Origin of the sequence: Denitromonas ohlonensis (genome assembly GCF_007625205.1) — a bacterium.
In the GTDB taxonomy this organism is placed as follows: Bacteria; Pseudomonadota; Gammaproteobacteria; order Burkholderiales; family Rhodocyclaceae; genus Nitrogeniibacter; species Nitrogeniibacter ohlonensis.
On record NZ_VMNI01000003.1, the window covers coordinates 238853 to 258218 of the forward strand.

General features: G+C 64.5%; 19 protein-coding genes. 6 read left to right on the forward strand and 13 right to left on the reverse strand.

From position 1 onward, the window contains the following. Positions 1 to 21: 21 nt before the first annotated feature. From napA to gmk, 8 genes are all read right to left on the reverse strand, one after another. Positions 22 to 2565, reverse strand: coding sequence for a nitrate reductase catalytic subunit NapA (gene napA, locus FHP89_RS03600; RefSeq protein WP_144176372.1), 2544 nt, complete (start codon positions 2563 to 2565; stop codon positions 22 to 24). 1 nt (position 2566) lies between these two features. Continuing rightward, complete coding sequence (locus FHP89_RS03605) at positions 2567 to 2827, reverse strand: chaperone NapD (RefSeq protein WP_144176373.1); 261 nt, start codon at positions 2825 to 2827, stop codon at positions 2567 to 2569. After that, a complete protein-coding gene (gene napF, locus FHP89_RS03610) occupies positions 2824 to 3321 on the reverse strand; it encodes a ferredoxin-type protein NapF (protein WP_144176374.1) in 498 nt (165 codons plus the stop codon). The genes FHP89_RS03605 and napF overlap by 4 nt, the downstream gene beginning before the upstream one ends. A 109-nt stretch (positions 3322 to 3430) precedes the next feature. After that, on the reverse strand, positions 3431 to 4840 hold the full coding sequence (locus FHP89_RS03615; RefSeq protein WP_144176375.1) for an exonuclease domain-containing protein: 1410 nt from the start codon (positions 4838 to 4840) through the stop codon (positions 3431 to 3433). A gap of 48 nt (positions 4841 to 4888) precedes the next feature. Beyond that, positions 4889 to 5074 carry a DUF3460 family protein gene (locus tag FHP89_RS03620; protein WP_144176376.1) on the reverse strand — a complete coding sequence of 62 codons (186 nt, stop codon included), beginning with the start codon at positions 5072 to 5074 and terminating at the stop codon, positions 4889 to 4891. 59 nt (positions 5075 to 5133) lie between these two features. After that, entirely contained in the window at positions 5134 to 7305 is a 2172-nt protein-coding gene (locus FHP89_RS03625) for a RelA/SpoT family protein (protein ID WP_391525290.1), read from the reverse strand. Between the two features lie 79 nt (positions 7306 to 7384). Next, positions 7385 to 7600, reverse strand: a complete 216-nt coding sequence (rpoZ, locus tag FHP89_RS03630; protein ID WP_144176378.1) for a DNA-directed RNA polymerase subunit omega — start codon at positions 7598 to 7600, stop codon at positions 7385 to 7387. Positions 7601 to 7606: 6 nt separating this feature from the next. Further along, the gene (gmk, locus tag FHP89_RS03635) at positions 7607 to 8221 is read right to left on the reverse strand and encodes a guanylate kinase (RefSeq protein ID WP_144176379.1); all 615 of its coding nucleotides are present in this window, start codon (positions 8219 to 8221) and stop codon (positions 7607 to 7609) included. Positions 8222 to 8535: 314 nt separating this feature from the next. Here gmk and FHP89_RS03640 point away from each other — a divergent pair, with 314 nt between their 5' ends. After that, positions 8536 to 8973: a hypothetical protein gene (locus FHP89_RS03640; protein WP_144176380.1), complete on the forward strand. Its 438-nt coding sequence runs from the start codon at positions 8536 to 8538 to the stop codon at positions 8971 to 8973. 70 nt (positions 8974 to 9043) lie between these two features. On the opposite strand, the gene FHP89_RS03645 is transcribed toward FHP89_RS03640, so the two are convergent. Together FHP89_RS03645 and FHP89_RS03650 are read right to left on the reverse strand one after the other, a co-directional pair. Then, the gene (locus FHP89_RS03645) at positions 9044 to 9739 is read right to left on the reverse strand and encodes a class GN sortase (RefSeq protein WP_144176381.1); all 696 of its coding nucleotides are present in this window, start codon (positions 9737 to 9739) and stop codon (positions 9044 to 9046) included. Between the two features lie 3 nt (positions 9740 to 9742). Then, positions 9743 to 11881 carry a marine proteobacterial sortase target protein gene (locus FHP89_RS03650; protein WP_144176382.1) on the reverse strand — a complete coding sequence of 713 codons (2139 nt, stop codon included), beginning with the start codon at positions 11879 to 11881 and terminating at the stop codon, positions 9743 to 9745. A gap of 151 nt (positions 11882 to 12032) precedes the next feature. Between FHP89_RS03650 and pdsR the strand changes: the two genes are divergently transcribed. Continuing rightward, positions 12033 to 12722, forward strand: a complete 690-nt coding sequence (gene pdsR, locus FHP89_RS03655; protein ID WP_144176383.1) for a proteobacterial dedicated sortase system response regulator — start codon at positions 12033 to 12035, stop codon at positions 12720 to 12722. An 18-nt stretch (positions 12723 to 12740) separates the two neighbouring features. Here the strand turns inward: pdsR and FHP89_RS20900 are convergent, their stop codons facing one another. Further along, the gene (locus FHP89_RS20900) at positions 12741 to 13850 is read right to left on the reverse strand and encodes a hypothetical protein (protein WP_186300264.1); all 1110 of its coding nucleotides are present in this window, start codon (positions 13848 to 13850) and stop codon (positions 12741 to 12743) included. 213 nt (positions 13851 to 14063) lie between these two features. Between FHP89_RS20900 and FHP89_RS03665 the strand changes: the two genes are divergently transcribed. From FHP89_RS03665 to FHP89_RS03680, 4 genes are all read left to right on the forward strand, one after another. After that, complete coding sequence (locus tag FHP89_RS03665) at positions 14064 to 15743, forward strand: ATP-binding protein (RefSeq protein WP_144176384.1); 1680 nt, start codon at positions 14064 to 14066, stop codon at positions 15741 to 15743. Positions 15744 to 15995: 252 nt separating this feature from the next. After that, positions 15996 to 16703 (forward strand): hypothetical protein, encoded by a 708-nt coding sequence (locus tag FHP89_RS03670; RefSeq protein ID WP_144176385.1) that lies wholly within the window; start codon positions 15996 to 15998, stop codon positions 16701 to 16703. Between the two features lie 100 nt (positions 16704 to 16803). Continuing rightward, the gene (locus FHP89_RS03675; RefSeq protein ID WP_260851469.1) at positions 16804 to 17487 is read left to right on the forward strand and encodes a class I SAM-dependent methyltransferase; all 684 of its coding nucleotides are present in this window, start codon (positions 16804 to 16806) and stop codon (positions 17485 to 17487) included. 8 nt (positions 17488 to 17495) lie between these two features. Further along, a complete protein-coding gene (locus FHP89_RS03680; RefSeq protein WP_144176387.1) occupies positions 17496 to 18275 on the forward strand; it encodes an alpha/beta fold hydrolase in 780 nt (259 codons plus the stop codon). Here FHP89_RS03680 and FHP89_RS03685 read toward each other — a convergent pair. Together FHP89_RS03685 and FHP89_RS03690 are read right to left on the reverse strand one after the other, a co-directional pair. Continuing rightward, positions 18272 to 18586 (reverse strand): hypothetical protein, encoded by a 315-nt coding sequence (locus tag FHP89_RS03685; RefSeq protein WP_144176388.1) that lies wholly within the window; start codon positions 18584 to 18586, stop codon positions 18272 to 18274. The two genes, FHP89_RS03680 and FHP89_RS03685, sit on opposite strands and share 4 nt — an antisense overlap. A gap of 148 nt (positions 18587 to 18734) precedes the next feature. Beyond that, a complete protein-coding gene (locus FHP89_RS03690; RefSeq protein WP_144176389.1) occupies positions 18735 to 19307 on the reverse strand; it encodes an OmpA family protein in 573 nt (190 codons plus the stop codon). Positions 19308 to 19366: the final 59 nt, after the last annotated feature.

The window sequence follows — 19366 nt, forward strand, 5'->3', positions numbered from 1 at the left end:
ATTCACTCAGATGGGTCGATATCAGGCTTTGGTGACCTTGACTGCGCACTTCTTGAAGTCCGTCTCTTTCGAGATCGGGCAGGTCGCATCGAGCGTCAGCTTGTTCACCAGGCGGCCTTCGTCGAAGAAGGGCACGAAGATCAGCCCAACCGGTGGCTTGTTGCGGCCACGGGTTTCGAGCTGCGCCACCATGTCACCCCGGCGAGAGGCCACTTTGACCTTCATGCCACGCTGCAGGCCACGCCGTGCGGCGTCGTCCGGATGCATGAAGACTTGCGCCTCCGGCACCGAACGGTGCAACTCCGGCACCCGGCGGGTCATCGACCCGGTGTGCCAGTGTTCCAGCACGCGGCCCGTGCAGAGCCACATGTCGTAGTCGGCGTCCGGCATCTCGGGGGGATCTTCGTAGGGCAGCGCAAAGATGACCGCGCGCTTGTCCTTGTGACCATAGAACTGAACGTCGGAGCCCTTCTCGACATACGGGTCGTAACCCTCGCGGAAGCGCCACAACGTTTCCTTGCCATCGACCACCGGCCAGCGCAGACCACGCGCCTTGTGATAGGTGTCGAAGTCGGCCAGGTCGTGACCATGGCCACGGCCGAAAGCGGCGTACTCTTCAAACAGACCTTTCTGCAGGTAGTAGCCCAATGCCTTGGACTCGTCGTTCATGTAGCCCTTCCACGCGTGATCGTTGGCCTTGGCGACTTCCGACATCGGGAACTTGTTGACCTGACCGTTGGCGTAGAGCACGTCGTACAAGGTCTTGCCCTTGTATTCCGGCATTTTGGCGATCATCTCGGCCGGCCACACTTCCTCGACCTTGAAGCGCTTCGAGAACTCGATGTACTGCCACAGATCGGACGTTGCCTCACCCGGAGGCGCAACCTGCTGACGCCAGAACTGAGTGCGACGCTCGGCGTTACCGTAAGCGCCTTCTTTCTCGGTCCACATCGCGGTCGGCAGAATCAGGTCGGCCGACAGGGCGGAGACGGTCGGGTAGCAATCCGACACCACCACGAAGGCCTTCTCGTTACGCCATCCCGGATAGATTTCGTCGTTGATGTTCGGACCGGCCTGCATGTTGTTGGTGGTCGAGGTCCAGTAGCAGCTGATCTTGCCATCCTTGAGCATGCGGCTCTGGAGCACGGCGTGGAAACCGATCTTGCCGTTGAGCAGTCCCTCGGGCAGCTTCCAGATCTTCTCGGACGTGGCGCGGTGCGCCGGATTCATGACCACCAGGTCGGCCGGCAGACGGTGCGCGAAGGTGCCCACTTCGCGCGCCGTGCCGCACGCGGACGGCTGGCCGGTCAGCGAGAACGGACCCGACCCCGGCGTGGAGATCTTGCCGGTCAGCAGGTGGATGTTGTAGATCATGTTATTCGCCCAGGTCCCGCGGGTGTGCTGGTTGAAACCCATGGTCCAGAACGAAACAACCTTCTTGCTCGGGTCGGCATACAACTGAGCGAGCTTCTCGAGACGCTCGGCCGGCACGCCGGAGAGCTTGGCAGTCTTCTCGAGGGTGTAGTCGGCCACAAACGCGGCGTATTCCTCGAAGCTGATCGGTGCAGCGCCGCCCACCTTGCTGGAATTCTTGGCGTTCTTTTCGCGCTCGTCGGTCGGGCGCAGGCCGTAGCCGATATCGTCGTTGCCTTTCTTGAAATTGACGTGCTTCTGCACGAACTCAAGATTCACGGCCTTGTTCTGAATGATGTAGTTGGCGATGTAGTTGAGGATCGCCAGGTCGGTCTGCGGCGTGAAGATCATGCCGTTGTCAGCCAACTCAAAGGAGCGGTGCTCGAAGGTCGAGAGCACATGCACTTCGCTGCCCTTGTGGGTCAGACGACGGTCGGTCAGACGCGACCACAGGATCGGGTGCATCTCGGCCATGTTCGAACCCCACAGCACGAAGGCGTCGGCGTTCTCGATGTCGTCATAGCACCCCATCGGCTCGTCGATGCCGAAGGTGCGGATGAAGCCGGCCACGGCCGAGGCCATGCAATGGCGCGCGTTCGGGTCGATGTTGTTGGAGCGGAAGCCGGCCTTCCAAAGCTTGGCGGCGGCATAGCCTTCCCACACCGTCCACTGGCCGGAGCCGAACATGGCGATGCTGGAGGTGATCTGATCGGCCGGCTTGCCGGCGTTGGCCTTCAGGTCGGCAGCGATCGCTGCTTTCCACTTCTCGGCCATGATGTCGTAGGCCTGATCCCAAGAGATTGGCGTGAACTCGCCGTTCTTGTTGTACTTGCCGTCCTTCATGCGAAGCAGCGGCTTGGTCAGGCGGTCTTCGCCGTACATGATCTTGGACAGGAAGTAGCCCTTGATGCAGTTCAGGCCCCGGTTCACCGGCGCATCCGGGTCACCCTGGGTCGCCACCACGCGACCTTTCTGCACGCCCACCAGCACCGAACAGCCGGTGCCGCAGAAGCGACAGGCTGCCTTGTCCCAGCGAACATCGGTATCCGTCGCGTTGGCCGCCTGTGCCGTGACAGGCAGGCTGATCCCCGCTGTTGCCGCAGCCGCCGCAACGGCATTGGCCTTGATGAAACCACGTCGATCCATAGTCATTTCACGCCTCCTGTTCCTGCAATTCGAGACCTTCATCGGTATATTCATATGCCATCGTCACCCCGAGCACCATCTTGTTCAGGTTGACTGCCAGAATGGAATCCATTGTTGAATAGCCTTCGCCGTCCTCCACGGTCACGATCAAGCGACCCTGGTCTGGCGCAGTGCCATGCACTTCAACACCGGGAATTTCCAGTAGCGCCTCAGTCAGCGCCCGGATGTGTTCGGGGCTGACCCGAACCACAAGACTTGCGATTTTCATCTTTGACTCTCCATCGGGTTGCTGACGGCAATGGCGCCGACAGGGCATGGCGCTACGCAAGCGCCACAACCGGTGCATGTGCCTTCGTTCATTTCCGGGCGGGAAATACCGCCCAGGGCGGGCCGGAAACGAATGGCGCCGGCCTCGCAGTTCTCACCACAAATCCGGCACTCCACGCCCTTTCGGGCCACACAGGTTTCCCCGAGGTGCGCCTTCATTGCCCACGCCGGGGCACCCGCTTCACGCCGGATTGCGCCGGTTTCGCAGGCCGCGGCGCAATCGCCGCAAAAGGTGCACTCGCCAAGGGAAAAGTCGATCGTGGGATAGCCGCCGTCACCCACACGCACTACCCGAGTCGGGCAGGCAGTCACGCAATCATCGCAGCGCGAACACAGTTGGATGAAATCTGCCTCCGCCAGCGCCCAAGGGGGGCGAGGCTCAGCAGCAACTTGGCGGAAACGGCCGCGGAGAAATCCGCGACGGGCGACATCCATCGGACTTAAAGTCCCTAAAAACCGTGTGGGTTCTTATTGGACACCCGCGAACAACCGTTTGACTTGATTGCGATCAAACTAGGCCGGAATGTCTGATCTGACGTGCACGTCAGCCGGTGACGGGGCTCACGGCCTGCCGATGCGCCGGCGCATCGAACCAGCGCAATAGCAGACGGTAGATGTCGAGGTCGAAAGAGTAACGAGCCGCGGGCAAGGCAGCGCGGGCTTCTTCGTCAGTCGCGCCCGTCGACAGATAACACCAGGCATCGAGCAAGTGCCAGGCGCTCAGGCCGGTCGCCGGGTCGTGCTCATGGAGCAGTACCGGTCCGGCCCACGGCCATGGCTTGAGCCCCTTGCCGGTCAACGCGCCGAGCAGACGCGCGTCGTGCTGCTCCGGGGTTTCCTTGCCGGCACAGACGCCGGCGCAACGCTTCATCTGATGCGCCATGCAGGCGCCATTGCGACCACTGTCGAGGCCGAGCCGGCGCGGGCAGAGCTGATACAGATACGCCAGCTCTCGGAGCAGGTTGTCCGCCTCCTTGCGGGTACGGAAGGCCCCATGCACGCCCTCCCAGGCACGCGGATCGCCCTCGGCGAGGGGCACGCGTTCGAGCACCGTGGCCTTTCGCTTGTTGCTGGGCAGGATGCGCAGACCGAACACCTCGTCGTTCTTGCGCAGCTGCCGGTTGTGCAGCGGCGTGTCGTGCTTGACCAGACAGGCCTCCAGCAACAACGCCCCCAGCTCGCCGGCGGTCTGCTCCCACTCCACCCGCCGCACTTGCCGCGCGAGTTCCGCCTCCTTGCCACTGAGCCGGGTGGCGGCGAAATGCGACATCACGCGGGTGCGCATGCGCTTGCTCTTGCCGATGTAGAGCGGCAGATCGTTTTCGCCGTAAAAGAAATACACCCCGGGGCTGTCCGGAATGCCTTCCAGCACCCCCTCGGGCAGGCCCGGCGGCCGCGCGGGCTGTTTCATGGCGCGCGCCACGGCGTTCTCCAGCGTTTCGGCCGGGAAGGCGTTGCGGACCTGGTCGAGAAACTGGCACAACACTTCAGTGTCGCCCATGGCGCGATGGCGGGCGGTGCAGACCAGCCCGTGGCGCTCGATCAGGGCGTCGAGCCCGTGGCGATGATGCTGCGGATACAGAGCGCGGGAGAGTTTGACGGTGCACAGCACCGCGGCATCAAAGGGTTTGTCGAGTGCGGCGAAGGCGGTCTTGAGGAAGCCGTAGTCGAAACGGGCGTTGTGGGCCACAAACACGGCATCGTCCAGCAAGGCGAGGACGGTGTCGGCAAGCTCGGAAAACTCGGGCGCATCGGCCACCATCGCATCGGTAATGCCAGTGAAGCTCTGGATCATGCCCGGAATGTGCACCCCGGGCCGCACCAGCGAACTCCAGCGCTCAAGCTCGCGACCGTCTTCGAGCAGGACGATGGCGATTTCGGTGATCCGGTCGCGTACCGGATGGGCTCCGGTGGTTTCCAGATCGACCACGGCCAGTCGATGCGGCAGCGTCAAGGCATCAGGTGGCGCGTTGCGCGGCCACCCTCAAAAACACGTGAGGCATCAGTCCGTCTGATAGTAGTACGGCTTGCTCGGCACACTGGCTTCGCTGTTGCGCGCGCGGGCGTCGGCGTCCTGCGGCTTGTCCCACCACAGGGCGCGACCGGCTTGCTGCTCTTTCTTCTCTTGCGGGTGATTGGCCATCCACTCGCGCATGAATTTGGTGTGCTCGGATTCGTACAGTGCCATTGCTTTCTCCTGATTCAGCGACGCGATTCTAGGCAAGTCGCCGCCAATGCGCCAGCCATTCAGCGGCGCTGATCACTCTTTAGCCGCGAAACCCGGGTCACCGATTGTTGTACCCGCACCGCCCGGATCACCCGCGCCAGGTGCACCCGGTTCTCGACTTCAAGGACGAACTGCAAGGCAGTGTAAGGCGCCTGCTCCACATCCATGGTGACATTGAGGATGTTGGCGTTGGCGTCGGCGATCGCCGCCGCCACCTTGGCCAGCACCCCGCGATTGTCGATAGTCAGCACCCGGATCGTGGCCTCGAACAATCGCCCTTCCGCCGGCTCCCAACCGACGTCAATCCAGCGCCCGCGGTCGCCGCGACGGCGAGCCACCACCGGGCAGTCGTCGGTGTGCACCTCCAGACCCTGGCCCTTGCGGATGGTGGCGATGATGTCATCGCCCGGAATCGGGTGGCAGCACTTGGCCAGCTGCACCGCCGTGCCCTCGCTGCCACGGATCAACACCGCGCCCAAGGGTTTGGGCTTGATTACGTCGGGTCGGCCGGACTCCTGGTCCTGCGCCTCGGCCACCCGTCGCGCGACGATCACCGGCAGGCGCTTGCCCAGACCGATATCGGCAAAAATCTCGCGGCGATCGCGTACGCCCGCATCGCCCAGGAAGCGGTCCCAGGCAAACACGCTGATCTGTCCCAGCGTCAGCCCGTGCTCGCGCAGCGCCTGGTTGAGCAGTCGCTCGCCCAGCGCCACCGCTTCGTCATGCTGCGCCGATTTGAGGAAATGCCGGATCTGCGCCCGTGCCTTGCCAGTGCGCACATAGCTCAACCAGGCCGGGTTGGGGCTGGCATGGGCGGCGGTAATCACCTCCACCTGATCGCCATTGCGCAGCTCGGTGCGCAGCGGCACCAGATCGCCATTGACCCGGCAGGCCACGCAACGATTGCCAATGTCGGTATGCACCGCGTAGGCGAAATCGACCGGTGTCGCGCCGCGCTGCAAGGACAGGATGCGTCCCTTGGGCGTGAAGGCATACACCTCGCTCGGAAAGAGGTCGATCTTGACGTGCTCGAGGAACTCGGTCGCCTCGGCCGACGCCGACTGCAGGTCGATCAGCGACTGTAGCCACGAGTGCGTGCGCTGATGCAGCTCCGACAGGCTGGATTCATCATCCTTGTACAACCAGTGCGAGGCCACGCCCGACTCGGCCACATGGTGCATCGCGCGGGTGCGCACCTGCACCTCCACCGGCGTGCCATACGGCCCGATCAAGGTGGTGTGCAGCGACTGATAGCCGTTGGCCTTGGGGATCGCGATGTAGTCCTTGAACTTGCCTGGCACCGGCTTGTACAAGGCATGCAGCGAACCGATGGTCAGATAGCATGAGGGCACATCGGGCACGATCACCCGGAAGCCGTAGATATCGAGCACCTGCGAGAAAGACAGGCGCTTCTCGATCATCTTGCGATAGATGCCGTAAAGGTGCTTTTCGCGGCCCTGAATCTCCGCCGAAATCCCCCATTGCGGCAGACGCGCCTCCAGCGCGGTGAGCACCTTGCCCACCACCTCGCGACGATTGCCGCGCGCCGCCTTGATCGCCTTGGCCAGCACCTGGTAGCGCAGCGGGTGCTTGTGCATGAACGACAGTTCCTGCAACTCGCGGTACAGGCCGTTCAGGCCCAGCCGGTTGGCGATCGGCGCGTAGATTTCGAGGGTTTCGCTGGCAATGCGGCGACGCTTGGCCGGGCGGACGAAGTCCAGCGTACGCATGTTGTGCAGGCGGTCGGCCAGCTTGATCAGGATGACCCGCAGATCGGTGGCCATCGCCAGCAGCATCTTGCGGAAGTTTTCCGCCTGCGCCTCTTCCTGGGATCGGAACTCGATCTTGTCGAGCTTGGACAGGCCATCGACCAGTTCAGCGGTCACCCGGCCGAAGCGCTCGGTGATTTCCGCTTTGGTGACGGAGGTGTCCTCCATCACGTCGTGCAGCAAGGCCGCCGTCAGTGCCTGCGCGTCGAGATTCCACTCGGCGACCAGTTCAGTGACCGCCACCGGATGGGTGATGTAGGGCTCGCCGCTGATGCGGTACTGCCCGGTGTGGGCGGCGGCCGAAAAATGGTAGGCCGCCTCAACGCGACCGACATCTTCAGGCCGCAGATAGGTACTGATTTTTGCCTTCAGCCGCTCGAAATCCAGCGTCGGAACGCTGGACACGGGCGGGCCAAAAGGCATCGGGACCGGGCGGCCGACATCCATAAAAGACCTGATCTGCTCAGTTCAGATGCCGGCGCCGCGGTGCGTCATCGCACGCTTACGCCTGGCCTCGGTTGAGCACTTCCAGCCCGACCTTGCCAGCTTCGATCTCGCGCAGCGCGATCACCGTCGGCTTGTCGCGATCGGCGCGGTCGATCTCGATCTGCGGCTCGTTGCCGTTGGTCAGCTGGCGCGCACGATAGGTCGCGGCCAGGGTGAGCTGAAAGCGGTTGGGGATACGCTTGAGACAATCTTCAATCGTAATACGGGCCATGGGAACTCAATCCTTCTCGAGGAATTCAAAATAAGTCGGGAAACGCGCATGCTGATTGGCATAGCGCAGCCGGGCGGCGCGCACAACAGCCACCAGATCGTCCAGCGCTGCGGGCAATTCGTTGTTAATTATAACGTAATCGAACTCAGCCACATGACGCATCTCGCCCCGCGCGGCAAGCAAGCGCCGGCCGATCACGTCTTCACTGTCGGTGCCCCTGCCGCGCAGGCGGCGTTCGAGCTCCTCGGTCGAAGGTGGTAGAACGAAAACGCCAACCGCACCCGGAAAGGCCTTGCGCACCTGCTGCGCGCCCTGCCAGTCGATTTCGAGCAGCATGTCGCGCCCCGCGTCGATCTGCGCCTGCAGCCAGACACGCGAGGTGGCGTAGTAATTGCCATGCACTTCCGCCCACTCGAGGAACTCGCCCCGATCGCGCAATTCGCGAAACTTGGCGACGTCCACAAAATGGTACTCGCGCCCATTCTCCTCACCCGGCCGCGGCGGACGGGTCGTGTAGGAAATGGACAAATGGACCGAGGCGTCGCGCTCGAGCAGGCCTTTGACCAAGGTCGTTTTGCCGGCGCCGGACGGAGCGGTGACGATAAACAGGGTTCCAGACATTCAGTATCCACGGGCAGCGGTCGCCGCCATCCTTTTTCCAATCCGAGGATTCTAGCCCGTATCTGGCGCACCAGTGCGCGCCGGCCCGCGGATAGCCGACGCCTTTCCCTATCACCCCCGCCCAAATCGGGGCTTTTGTAAAACCGCCTTTACAATTGTAACGATCGAGAACTCGCCGCAAACATGCCGGTCACATTTGCGTTCCATAGTGCCAACATGAGGACTTGAAGTTTTTACTCGCGCCCCCATGTAGCCTCGACCGACCCTGACCCGCCCGCCGGCCACCTAGAGCCAGCGGCGTCCTGGAGCACCGCATGACCCGAAGAACGGAAAGCAACGTCCGCAAGATTCTCAGCACGGCCGCCATGGCGCTGGCCGTCCCCACCGCGGCCTCCGCAGCCACCACGGCGGCGCCCGCCATGACCGAGAAGGCCTCGGTCAGCAGCTCGGCCGCCAAGCGCAGCGCCCGCCAGAACGAGCACGATGAGGCCCACCCGGAGCTGTTCCCGCTCAAGCTGCGCCCCGCGGCTAGCGCCGGCACCGAAGCCGCCGAGAAGGCCATCCAGGTCAAGGTGCTGGATGCAGCTGGTCGCCGCATTTTGCTGGCACGCGCGCACGGCAACATCACGCTGGGCCCGCTGCCGGCCGGCGAGTACACCCTGCAGCTGTGCTCGGGCACCTCGATGGAAGAGCACGCCCTCAAGCTCGGCGCCGGCAAGCGCGGGCTGTTGCGCTACGAACTCGGCGCCTGATCGGCGCGCGTCGCACCCATGACAAAGGCGCCCGGTGGGCGCCTTTGTCGTTTTAGTGTCCGGTTGAGATCTACAAGGTCTCGCTCGCACCAAGCTGCTCCGCCGTCACGACATAGCGCAACGGGCCGCCGGCACGCAGCGCGTCGAAGGGGTAGCAAGTCACCAGCGTGAGGCGATGCGTATCCGGCGGGGATGCCAGCACGCCGGTGTCGGACTTGTCGACCACGCGCTGATCGGTGATGCGATACACCGCCACCTCGCCCGTCGGCATCTCCACCTCGACCGCCTCGCCGGCCTGCACCCACTCCAGAAAGGCAAAGTGCGTGTCCCGATGGCCGCCGATCACGCTGTTGCCCAAGGCGCCGGGGTCGGCCGTACCGAACACATGCCCCGGCCCGAAGGCCAGACTGCGGCCCTGACTGCCGGCCAGCACATACAGCTCAACCCCGCGCGCGGGCACGCTCAGCCGCGCCACCGGCCAGGTGTCGGCCCACGGCCAGGGTTTGACCTGCGACGCGCCGGCCAGCGTCTTCTGCCAGGCCTGGCTGATCAAGGTCTGCGCCAGCCAGGCCTTCGCATGGATGTAACCGGCCTGACCGAATTGCGACAGCGCGACCAGCAGGCTGACGGCAGCAATCGCCTTGATGCTCCACGCGACGATTCGCTGGTGGCGCGGTGCGGCGACGTCCCGGCAGGTCGGCGCAGGCCAGGCGCATTCGACGCCGAGAAATTCGTGATGACTGCAGTTGTGGCAAACGGTGCTCATGACTTACCCCTTCATGCTCAGTTGGCGTACGCGCGGCGTACGGGTGAGGAAGAACGCGGCCAGCGCCATCAGGCCCAGCAGCAGATGCCAGCGCGCATCGGTGGCGCCTTGCGGCAACTCGCCAACCACCCCCGAGGGCGACCAGCCCGCCGGGAAGTGCCCCGGCACGGCGCCGGACTGGAGACGCGCGTCGGCGGAACGCGCCGGGGTCTTGTCGACCGCCACAAAACTGGTGAATTTGCTGACCAGCTGGAACTCCAGCGCCAGGGCCAGCACCTGCTTGCGCACGACCGCCTCGTCGGCACCGTCGGCGAGCGTGTCCATCCAGTGATCAATCTTCTGCCGCGCCCACAACACGCCCATGCCTTCGCCGGGATTGGCGTCGCCAAGAGCGAGCGAGCTGGTCCAGCGGATATCGCCCGCATCACCGCTCAGACGCACTTCGCCACCCACGGTTCGATCAATCGCCGCAGCCACCACCACCGGCTCGCCCAGATACAGGTCGGGCAACGGGTCGGGTGAGGCATCGGCCCGCGCACCGCTCGGCCAGGTAATGGTCAGCCCCTTGACCACCGGTGATTCGAGCTTGGTAAAGAGTTCGGACATGCGCGCCCGCACTTCCTCAATCTTGCCAATGTAGGTAAAGGTCCCGCGCCCGGCCTGCGCCGCCTTGCGCATGAAGTGGCTGTTCGGCGCCGAGCCGATGCCGACGGTAAACAAGCGCGAGTCGCCGAGGCGCTGCTGGATCATGCCAAACAACTGCGCCTCGTTGCCGACCGCGCCGTCGGTCAAAAACACGATCTGACGCACCCGGTCGGCATTGCGCCCGCCGTCGAGCGCCAGAGCCAGCGCACCGGCCATCTCCGTGCCCCCATTGGCGCGCAGGCGCTGCACCCAGCGCACCGCATGGTCAACATTGGCCCGGCTGGCCGGCTGAGCCGAGGTGTAGAGCGCCGAGGCGGTGGAATTGAATTCGATGACATTGAAGCGGTCCTCGGCGTCCAGCCGCGCCAGGGCCATGGCCAGGGCCTCGCGCGCCTGGACGATGGACTCGCCTTCCATTGAGCCGGAGGTGTCGATGATGTACACCACCTCGCGCGGCAGCCGCTTGCCGACCGCACTCGGCGCCGGCGGTACCAGCATCAGCAGCGCGTGGTCGCGATCCTTGCCGGGCTCGACAAACAACGTGGCCGACGGCGCCGTGCCGGCCGCGAGCGTCCAGTTGAGAACAAAGTCGCGATTGGCCGGGGTGCGCCCCTCGCTCAGCCGAATGCGGCGCACCGAGGGCTTGAGCGTATCGACACGCACGCGGTGAAAGGGGCTGTCGACCGACGCGATCGGCACACCGGCATCGAGATACACATTCAGACTCACCGGATTGATGATCGGGCCGGCCTCGTCGGGCAGCATCATCGGCGGCAGGATGGCCGCGGCGTCGGGCACCACATCGGTGCCGGTCGTCGCGCCGCTCTCCTCATCGGCGATCACCTTGCCCGGGATGTAGCGCGGCGCCACCACCATCGGAAAACGCAGGCTGTAGCGGCCCACGCCCTCGGCCACCGCATAGTCGAGCGTGTGCTGGTATTCGATCTCGACCCGAATCTCGTCGCGCGGGCCAATGTTGGCCACACGCGTGGTGAAGATGTTCGGCCGCTCTTGCGACACCAGGGCGGTCGCCTTGCCCTCGGCCTTGGCTTTTTCATAGGTCGCCTGAGCCTGCGCACGCGCCTGGATTTCGCCCTCGATCACCCGGTCGGCGACCTGAATCCGCATGCGATCGACCGCGGCGTTCTCAGGCAACGGAAACACATACGTGCCTTCGCGCCAGTCGTCGGCCGGGTTGCGGAAACGCTGCACCACCTTGGCACGCACGATCGGGCCACTGACCCGCAGCGTGACGTCGGTATGCAACAAGGGGGCCGCCACCGGATCGCCACCGTCGGCGCCGCGAAACAACAGGGTGCCTTGCTGCACCGATCCATCCTCACGACTCGCGGCCTGCGCCGGGCCGGCCAGTAACAGCACGACGGCGCCCAACGCCAGGCTCACGCCCAGACCGGTGATGAACATCAGCAGCAAGCGGGCGAGCAGTTCGGCAACTTCTCGGGCGCGATCTCTAAGGCCAAGCGGTGCGGGGGTCATGGTGTTCTCCGTTCATGGGCGTTTTTGGACACGACCATTAGAACGAGGAAAACAGCCCCCTTCGGGCATCGAATCGGGCAAAGCGCTGATCAAATGTGGCAGAAAAATGGCAAGCGGCCGGGGCGCGCCGACGGTGCTAAAGTAGCGCCCCATGGGACGCAGAATCGCCATTGTTGAAGACGAAGCCGCCATCCGGGCCAACTACTCGGATGCCTTTGCACGCCAGGGCTATGAGGTGTCGGCCTATGCCGATCGGCCCAGCGCACTGGCCGCCTTTCGCGACCGCCTGCCAGAGCTGGCGATCATCGATATCGGCCTGGGCAACGAACCCGAGGGTGGCTTTACGCTATGCGCCGAGTTGCGCGCGCTGTCGCAGCGCCTGCCGATCATTTTCCTGACCGCCCGCGACAGCGATTTCGACGTAGTGTCGGGCTTGCGTCTGGGCGCGGATGACTACCTGACCAAGGACATCAGCCTGCCGCACCTGCTGGCCCGCGTGGCGGCGCTGTTTCGTCGGGTGGAAGTCCTGGCCGAAGCAAAACCCACCGAAGAACAGCTGGATCGTGGCGACCTCAAACTGGACATCAGCCGCCTGAGCGCTCGCTGGCGCGGCGAGTCGGTGCCCCTGACGCTGACCGAGTTCTGGATGGTGCATACCCTGTCGCGACATCCGGGGCATGTAAAGAATCGCGATCAGCTGATGACCGACGCGCACCTGGTAGTGGACGACGGCACCATCACCTCGCACATCAAGCGGATCCGCAAAAAATTTGCCGCGCTCGACCCGGGGTTTGACCGGATCGAGAGCGTTTACGGCGCGGGCTACCGCTGGAAAGCCTGAGCCCCCAGCGGCGGCGCGTCAGCCCCCGTTGAGATAAAACAGCACCAAGGCGATCACCACGGCAAGCACGAGGCCGGCAACGAGCGTACCCGCACTGGTGGTGCGCGCGGCGGCTGGCGGCACGACGTCGGGCGGCGGGCTGGGCGGCGGGCTGGGCGGCGGCGGTGCCGGCATGGCAGCGGGCCTGGCTGGCGCGGGAGGAGGTGGTGCCGGCGGCGGTTCGACGGGCGCCACGGGCGCGGCCTTGGCCGGTGGCGGCGCCGTGAAATCGAAATCGACCTTGGTGACGGGTTTCTGCACCGGCTTTGTCGCTGGCGCGTCATGAGCCGCGCGCAATGCCGCCAAGGCGTCGTCATCGTCGGCCAATGCGCTTTCGTACTCGCGGATGGCTTCCGGGTTGATCACCGTCTGCATCATGGCCGAACGCGGATTCCCCAGGGGCGGGCTGTCATCGGCCTCACCCAGCGCGGCGCGGATCATGTCGAGCGACGCGCTGCTGTCGAAACTGTGTTGAACGTTGTAGGGCACCGAAGCACTGAACTGGGTCTCCATCAAACTCGCTTCGGTCGCCGCTTCGGGCTCGGAGATCTCGGACGGCAGCCGATCCGGGCGCGGCAAAGGTGGATCGGCCGACACATCCATGCCCATCTGACGCAAGGTCTTGATGTAAGTCCGGGCCTTTTCTTCGATCAGCCCGCGCTTGATGGTCACCGTCTGGCCGGAAAACAGCAGCGCCTGCTGACGCGCATCGAAACGCAAGCGACTGGCCGACTGGCGCATCACTGACTCGCGCGAGAAACCGGGCAACACCTTGCCGCCAAAGACGATGCGATACCCCGGCGCGCTTGGCGTCGCAGGGGCCGCCTTTGCGGGCGCCGCCGTCGTTGCCACCGGCGCAGCCGCCGCCTGCGAGCGGGCGTTCAAACCCATCGCCGTCAATTCGGCCAGATAGCGGCGCGCCTGCTCGGCATCGAGGCCTTTTTTGAGCGTAATGACACGCCCGGAGAAAACCTGCGCCAGCTGCGCCGGCTTCAAGCCAAAGCGTTCGCCAAAGCGCGCCTTGACCTGCGCTGGCGCAAAGCCGTCGAGCAAATCACCAGAAAAAATAATCGCGTAGAGGGGCCCCATCCCTTATTGCTCCCGAAGCATGTCACGTTGCAACATCAGCATACTTTGTACCATGCAATATGCCGTAATCCTTGAGGAATTGGTTACGTTTTGATCCGTAAAGCCCGGCGGCCACGCCATTGCGCCGATGCTATCGTCGACCAGGGCTTGACCCGAACACCTTGCGGGCCTCACGCTGCCGACACGATCCATGCCACCGCCCGACACCCTGCCGTGAAATCCATTCGCATCAGTCTGCGTAGCAAACTCGCCTTGATGGCGCTGGTATTGCTCGCGCTACCGTGGGTGGGCTATCAATATGTGCAGGAAATGGAGCGGTTTCTGCTCGACGGCCAGCGCCAGGGCCTGATCGCCACGGCCCGCGCCGTGGCCACCGCCTTGCATGAACGCCCTCAACTGTTCGGCCGCCCGCCCGGCAGCAGCATGGTCAGCCTGAGCGACTCCCTGCTCCCTGGCGAAGAGGTGCTGGAGTTGGCCATTGCGGCGATGCCTCAGCAGACGCCGACCGAAGCACCGTTCGCAGCCCCGCCGCCGACGCCAACCATCGATGGCGCTGCAGAAGTGGCGGCCATCCTGCGCGCGCTGGAGCGCAATACCGCACGTATCTGGGTCGTCGACCGCGACCTCGACGTACTCACCCATACCGGCTCACTGGCCCCACCGCCCGCCGCCTCGCCGGGCCCGCTCGTTCAGTTCTGGCATGGCTTGCTCGGCAGTGTGGGCTACCGGCCCGACAACATCGCCGACCGACTCGCCGACATTCCGCCGCCCAGCGGCCAGGCCATCTCCGGCACCCTCTTCGGCGCCACCACCTCCTGGCTGCGCCCGGTGGGCGGTAGCGATGTGCTGATCGTCGCGGCGGCGCATCCGGTGTGGGTCGCCGACAGGGTACAAGGCGCGGTGGTAGTCGAAGAGAGCACGCTGGCAATCCAGGCGGTGCGCGACGCGGCGGTCGAACGCCTCGCCTGGCTGACCTTTGCCGGCTTGGCGATTGCCGCCATCGTGGTGCTCGGTTTCGCGTCGCGTCTGTCTTGGCGCATCCGCAGCCTGCGCGACGAGGCCGAAAGCGCGATCGACGCCCGCGGCCGGATCACCGGCCTCGCCGCCGCATCAACCGCGGGCGATGAAGTGGGTGACCTGTCACGCAGCTTCTCCACCCTGCTCGCCCGCCTCGCGCAACACCACCAATACCTCGAATCCATGGCCAGCCGGCTCTCGCACGAGTTGCGCACGCCGGTCGCCGTGGTGCGCTCATCGCTTGAAAACCTGCAACTCGAAGCCCTCCCGCCCGAAGCGGCCACCTATCTCGATCGCGCCCATGCCGGCCTGCACCGACTGACCCGGATTCTCGCCCGTATGAGCGAAGCCACCCGCATGGAGCAAGCCCTCGCCACCACCGACCCCGAATGGTTCGAGTTGCGCGCCGTGGTCGCCGAGTGCATCAGCGGCTACCGCCTCGCGCATGCCAGTCAGCGCTTTGACGACAGGCTCACCGATCAGCCCGTGTGGGTTCGCGGCGCCCCCGATCTGGCCGCGCAGATGCTCGACAAACTGGTGAGCAATGCCGTCGACTTCACCTCGGCCGACCAGCCCATCAAGATCGAACTCACGCTGACCGACGCACAGGCCGAACTGAGTGTGAGCAATCACGGCCCCACCCTGCCCAGTGCGCTCGAAGGCAAACTCTTCGACTCGATGGTGTCCGGGCGCAGCGCCGACCCTGGCGGTGAGCCGCATCTCGGCCTTGGACTCTATGTGGCGCAGCTGATTGCGGGATTCCATGGCGGCAAACTCGCCGCCCGAAACCTGCCATCGGACGACGGTGTCCGGGTCACCGCCACGCTCCCCGCTCGCGCCGACAACAGCCTCGGCGCGCGCGCTGATCGTCAGTAAACTTGACACGCACCGCCCCCAGGGCTGACGCGGAATACAAAAACTTCACCGAAACAATAGTTTGCAAAGCTGGCTCAGCGCTTGCTTCTGTCGAGTATGAGTCATTTTTTTTGCGCCGCGCCCAGAGTCATGCTTGCTCTCTGGTGCCTCAGCTTGAGCAGTCCAGCCAGCGCCATGCCGCTCGCAGACAGCGCGCCTCAGCTCACGAGCACAGTCCCTGGCGCCCATAGCGCCCCAGACGCCCTGGAGTTCGTGACCGACGACACCTTGAGCCCCGCGCTCGAGGCCGCACACCGGCGTGCGCCCCTTTCCCCGGAGATCGGCACCGCAGACCTCCCCACCAGCGAGGCCATGATCAGCCCCGCGGATCGTCAACGCGGCGACGCCAAGAAGCCCGAGGCCATGCCCTTTACCCACACGGAAAACGGCCTCGACGACCTGGCTTTCGACGACCCCGGCGCCAAGGCCTGGTTTGCCGACGACGAGAACCTGATGGACCGGATGCGCAACGTGCGCGCCCAGGTAGCCGAACTGCTGGACTGGAAGCTCAACGACACCATCAACCAGGCCGGCCGCGAACTCCTCGAAACCCTGGGCATTGACGACACCGCCACCACCCGACTGATGATCGCCGAGCGCACCGCCGAAGATACCCCACCGCCGTGGATGGTCCATGCGGCCGAGCGAACCGACAAAGCGGGCGACGCGCCATGGGATGCCGAGTCTGGCCGAAACGCGATCGCCAAATTTGCTTTCCTGGTCTGGGATACCCTGACGCATCCGGCCTTCATCGCTCTGGTAATGTTATTCATCGGCTTCCGGTCCTTGGTCGCGCTGGTGCGCCTCACCCGCCGCTCACGCCCCCGTAAAAGCCGGCGATCACGAACCAACGTTGAACCGCCCCAGGAAAAGCCCCGCAGCCACAGCAAGCACTGGACACGTCGCCGGCGCATTCGCTAGGCTGACGGCCCACCTCTGACGGATCGTCAGCATGAGCCACATGGACGCCTATCGGGCAAGCGGGGCGGAGCGCCTTAGAACCGACGATCTCCTTGCATTGATGCCAAAACATGGCGCATCAGCGCTTGACGTCGGTGCGCGTGACGGCCACTTCTCCCTGCTGATGGCCGAGCGTTTCGACAACGTCACTGCGCTTGATCTGAGCCAACCCAGAATCACGCATCCAAAAATCAACTGCGTTGCTGGCAATACCGCCGCGCTTGATTTTCCGGACCGATGCTTCGATCTGGTTTTTTGCGCAGAGGTGCTTGAGCATATCCCCTCACCTGCGCTGGAGCGGGCCTGCACCGAACTCGCCCGCGTCTGCCGGAGCACACTGCTGATCGGCGTCCCTTTCGATCAGGATATCCGCGTCGGGCGCACCACCTGCAGCCACTGCGGCCAGACCAATCCGCCCTGGGGCCATGTCAATCGTTTCGACGAGGCGCGCCTTGCGAACCTGTTTCCATCGCTGCATCTGGCTGAACGCTCATTGATCGGCAGCACCCGCGAGCGCACCAACGCGCTCAGCACATGGCTGATGGATCAGGCTGGCAATCCCTACGGCACGTACTCCCAGGACGAACCCTGCGTACACTGCAATCACCCCCTGGGCCAGCCAGCCCCGCGCTCATTCGTCCAGAAACTGATCACCAAAGCCGCCTTCCTCGGTCAGCGCCTGCAGCGCCCCTTCATCGCCGAGCGAGCCAACTGGATTCATCTGCGCTTCGAACGCGCCAACTAAACTGCCCCATGCCAACCCTATCCCTGCTCGACCAAACGCTGGACTACATTCGCCTTCACGCGGCCACACCCCGTGCAGGCGCGCCGACGCTGGTGTTTCTTCACGAAGGGCTGGGTGCGATCAGCATGTGGCGGGATTTTCCGCAGCGGCTGACCGACGCGGTGGGCGGGGATGCACTGGTCTACTCGCGCGCCGGCTATGGCCGTTCGAGCCCGGCCGAGCTCCCGCGCCCGGTGGACTACATGCATACCGAGGCCTTGCGTATATTGCCGGCGCTGCTGGATGCGCTGGCCATCGAACGGCCGGTGCTGTTCGGCCACTCCGACGGCGGCTCGATTGCCCTGATCTGCGCCGGCGCCACCGCCACGCCGCTGAGCGGCATTGTGGTGCTGGCACCGCACGTGATGGTCGAAGACATCACCATCGCCGGCATTCAGGAGGCACGGGCGCGCTATGAGACGACACCCATGCGCGACCGCCTCGGCCGCCACCACGACGATCCGGATGCGGCCTTCTGGGGCTGGAACAATGTCTGGCTCGACCCGGCCTTTCGCGACTGGAACATCGAACATCTGCTCCCCGACATCGACTGCCCGGTGCTCGCCGTTCAAGGCGAGGACGACGAATACGCCACCCTGGCACAGATCGATCGCATTGCCGACGGCGCGCCCGATGTCCGCCTGCTGGCCTTGCCCGACTGCCGGCACTCGCCCCACGCCGACCAGCCCGACGCGGTGATCGCCGCCACGGCCGAGTTCATTGCGAGCCTCACCCCGGCCAGCGCTTAATCGCCGAATTCTTCCTTGCGATAACGCAGCACGTGACGGCGGCCGTTGACTGCCGTCACGCTGATCCACAGCCAGCCCACGCCGGCGCACACCAGTGCCGCCGACAGGCCGCGCGGATACAGCAACGCCACCACAGCGACCAGGACAGCCAACACGGCCGAACTGATCAGCGCCTTGCGGGTAATCCCCTGCAAACACTGCTCTGCCAGCGCCGGCGTCGTGACGCCTGCGGCCTGCAAGGCCTTGCGCACGGAGACATAGTTTTGTTCCTGTTTCTGAGCGCTACGCCCAAAGGGATCATCGATCTTCATGTGAGACAACACTGTGGCAATGGCGGGGCGCTCAGGATACGCCGGATCGCCATCCCCCCCAATCACAACGCCGGCCCCAACACGCAAAAACGGCGCGCCCCCCGTCGGGAGGCCGCGCCGTCATCCTTCGACGGAAGGTGTCGAACGCTCAGCGCACGAACATTTCCACCCGACGGTTCTGCGCACGCCCGTCGGCCGTGCTGTTGTCGGCAATCGGCATCACCTCGCCCTGCCCGGTCGGCGTCAGACGCCCCGGCGCCACCCCGCGGCCTTGCAGATAGTTGGTCACGCTGGTCGCGCGGTCCAGCGACAGGCGTTGGTTGTATTCGGCCGCGCCGGTACTGTCGGTGTGGCCGACCACGTTGACCATCGCATTCGGATGCTCGTTGAGGGTGCCGGCGATCTGGTCCAGCGTTTGCGCAAAGGCCGGATTGACCCGCGCGCTATTGGTGTCGAACAACACCGCGCCCGGGATATCGAGCTTCACCGAGCCATCGGGCTGCTCGGTCACCTTGACCTGAGAGCCGATCAGATAGCCAAAGGCACCACCCAACGCGGCACCCACCACCGTACTGCGCCGGCCACCCACCTGGTTGCCGACAACACCGCCGAGCACGGCACCGGAGACTGCGCCAATGGTTTTGTTCTGAGTTTCAGTCGTGGTGCAAGCTGGCAGGGCCAACACACTCGCCACGGCGGCAACAACAAGCATTTTTTTCATCGTTTTCTCCTTCCTGAGGGGGCTTGCCAACACACCCGAAGACACGGGCTGTGGTCGAT